The organism is Pseudomonas sp. 34 E 7 (assembly GCF_900005715.1).
Lineage (GTDB): Bacteria > Pseudomonadota > Gammaproteobacteria > Pseudomonadales > Pseudomonadaceae > Aquipseudomonas > Aquipseudomonas orientalis_A.
In genome coordinates this window covers 1-2,854 of sequence record NZ_CVTX01000111.1, presented here as the reverse complement: position 1 = coordinate 2,854, position 2,854 = coordinate 1, and the positions used below count along the sequence as shown (strand labels likewise).

At 62.3% G+C, this 2,854-nt stretch carries 1 protein-coding gene and 1 pseudogene; one reads left to right on the top strand and one right to left on the bottom strand.

The window, feature by feature from the left end:
* A pseudogene (locus BFP96_RS09420) lies at positions 1-186 on the top strand (hypothetical protein); the annotation flags it as partial.
* A gap of 90 nt (positions 187-276) precedes the next feature.
* On the opposite strand, the gene treS reads toward BFP96_RS09420, so the two are convergent.
* Entirely contained in the window at positions 277-2,340 is a 2,064-nt protein-coding gene (treS, locus tag BFP96_RS09415; RefSeq protein ID WP_065891964.1) for a maltose alpha-D-glucosyltransferase, read from the bottom strand.
* Between the last annotated feature and the right edge of the window lie 514 nt (positions 2,341-2,854).

Genomic DNA, 2,854 nt, shown 5'->3' with positions numbered 1-2,854 from the left:
GCACTGGGCGGCGGCGTTGGCGCTGCGGGTGGTTCAGTGATCGGTAATCACCTGGGCGGCAGCACCGGTTCGGCTATCGGCGCCGGCTTGGGTGGCGCCGCCGGCGGCGCGGTGGGCAACAATCTGGGAGGCGACGGCGGGAAACACAAAGGCAACAAGCATAAGCACAAGAACAGGCACCGCTGATCCTCCGACACTGTCCCGACAGCACACTCGCCGGGTTGAACGACGTTAAACGCGTTCAACCCGGCGTGTAAGAGGCTGCCCCAACTCCCGTTACATCGGCGTACTGCTCACCACCCGCAAGGCCAGCCCTTCATAAGCATCCAGCGTAATCGTGAACGTGCCCTCCTCCGTCAGATCCCCTTCCACGCGCTCATTGATGATGTCCACCACCGGCCCTGGTGCAATGTTAGGCAGGTGCAGGGATTCGGTGATCGGCGTGGCGCCGAAGTTCAGCGCAGTGATCTGCGTGCCCTTGCCTGCCGGCAACTCATGCACCATGACCAGCAGCCCCGGGTGCTCAACATCCGGAATCAGGATCTGGCGGCTGGCGGCAATGTCGTAGGCACGGCGCACGCCGAGGATCTTCTGCAACTGTGAGGCAAAGGAATCCGGGTCCTGCAACTGGCTGTTCAAACTGCCGTACAGGCTTCTGGAACGCGGCATCTGCCCGGCCGACAGCTCGGCATCGGGGTTGAGGTCGACCAGGTCGTAGGCGCCGCGATGAATCCAGCGCGTGTCGCCATCGGCCATCAAATGCCCGACCTCTTCGGCGGCCAATGGCAGCGCACCCACCAGGTCCCAACCGGACAGCGCAAACACCCCCGGCTGCATGGCGTTGTACATCACCAGCAGCAAATGAATCTGGCGAATCTGCTGCACGTCGGCCGCGGTGATCGCGTCCAGGTCCCGAATGCCGAGGGCTGCGGTGATGATGCTGGCGGTGGTGCAGGACACGCCATTGGTGACGAACTTGAGGTTATACGGCGCGTGCTCGCCGGTCAGGCGTTCATACATCTGCTCGCGGATATGCTCGCGCAGGATGTTGCCGGGAAAGGTCTGGCCCTGGAACAGAAAGGTGTCATGGGCATGCAGGGTCCAGAAGTGCACCAGTTCCAGGGTCAGTTCGTCGTGGTTTTGCAGCGCGTGGATCAGCGAACCGGGGTCAATGCCGAGACTGTGCATCTGGCGCAGCATCAGGCGCAGGAACTCGGCGTCGCCCATCAGCAACGCATGCTGGTAGGCCGGCCGGGTGATGAAGTCATAGGACAGGTCGGCGCCGCCGTGGGACATGGAGGCGATATCGTCGACGGTGAGGTTGAGTTCCTGGAAACTGAAACCACCGGCCTTGCGAATCGCGCCGCCGAGCAACTGGTTGCCGGTGATCGACAGCGGATGGCTTTCCGACCACGCGCTACCGTCGAGCTTGCGTTCCACGCCGAGGAAGCCATTGGCGTCCAGGCGCAGGATTTTCGCGCCCATGACATCAATGGCGTGCAGCGCGTCGCCGATGATCATCTGCTGGGCGGCGAATGACGGATCGAGCCAGTTCAGCGACGGCTGCCCTTCCTTGAAGTAATGCAGGTACACCCAGCGTCGCGGCTTGCCGTCGACCCCCATCACCACGGGCGTGGCGCTCCAGTCGGTTTCCTTGACGCCGGGCTCGAAGAAAATCACCCTTTGCAATTGGCCGACGATGTAGTGCTTGTCGCGCAGTGCATCCACCTGCGGCGGACTGAGGTTCTGCGCGTCGCGGCCCTCGGCGACGTCCGGCAGCAGCGGCCAGTCTTCTTCACGGATTTCGACCATGTGATACAGGCCCGGATAGTCTTCATAAGCCATTTCCGCCAGCCGAAAATCCGCGCCCTTGCCGGTGTGGGATGGGATCACGTCGTCGATGATCACCGCGTTGTGCGCGGCGGCCATGCGCGTCAGCGCCTGCAACTGCGCCTCGGTGCCCAGTTGCGGGTCGATGTCGAAGCTGATGCGGTCGAAGTTGCCGTCGATGGTCGGAGTGTGTCGGGTGCCGGACAAACCGCCGGACTTCTTCAGCGGCCCGTTGTGAATGCCCTGGATGCCGATTTTCGACAACGCATGCCACAGGCTTTCATCGCCCAGCGCCTCCAGCACCGTACCGTCTTCGCGGGTCACGATCGACGCCGGATACGCCGTGAACCATACCGATGACAAGGCTGAAGCGTCACGCGGGCGGGTGTGTGCGAAGGGTTGCTGCCACATGCGTCCCTGCCCCGAATAGAGCTTGGCGCGCTGGCGCGCCGCGTTCAGCATGGACTGTTGCACCAGCCAATTCACATGATCGTTGTCCGCCGCCGTCATAAGCCTGATACCTGTGGTGGTTAAAGGTGATTCGTAAGCATAGGAGCGACGGCGGGAGCGATTCGTTGCATCGGGATGCAGATCCCTGTCCAAATGTGGGATCGACACAAGATACCGGTCGGCTCGAAGGCCGCCGCGCTTTTGCGTTTGATCTCAGGCGCCCCGTTAAACCACGCTGGCCGAACGCAAGCTTGAATCCGTGGGCCGCCGTCAGGGCGGAACCCTAAGCAGCCGTTACCGCAGAAATGGATATGTACTCGGTCCAATCCAACATCCTGGTCGGCCCTGAGGCCGCCATCGGGGGCAAGCCCCCTCCCACATTTGCACCGGGATCGACACAAGATACCGGTCGGCTCTAAGGCCGCCGCGCTTTTGATCTTGATCTTAGGCGCCCCGTTAAACCACGCTGGCCGAACGCAGGCTTGAATCCGTGGGCCGCCGTCAGGGCGGAACCCTAAGCAGCCGTTACCGCAGAAATGGATATGTACTCGGTCCAATCCAACATCCTGGTCGG

Bases quoted from the DNA above. Each gene is read 5' to 3' on its own strand.
- treS (WP_065891964.1), bottom strand. From the start codon at position 2,340: ATGACGGCGGCGGACAACGATCATGTGAATTGGCTGGTGCAACAGTCC.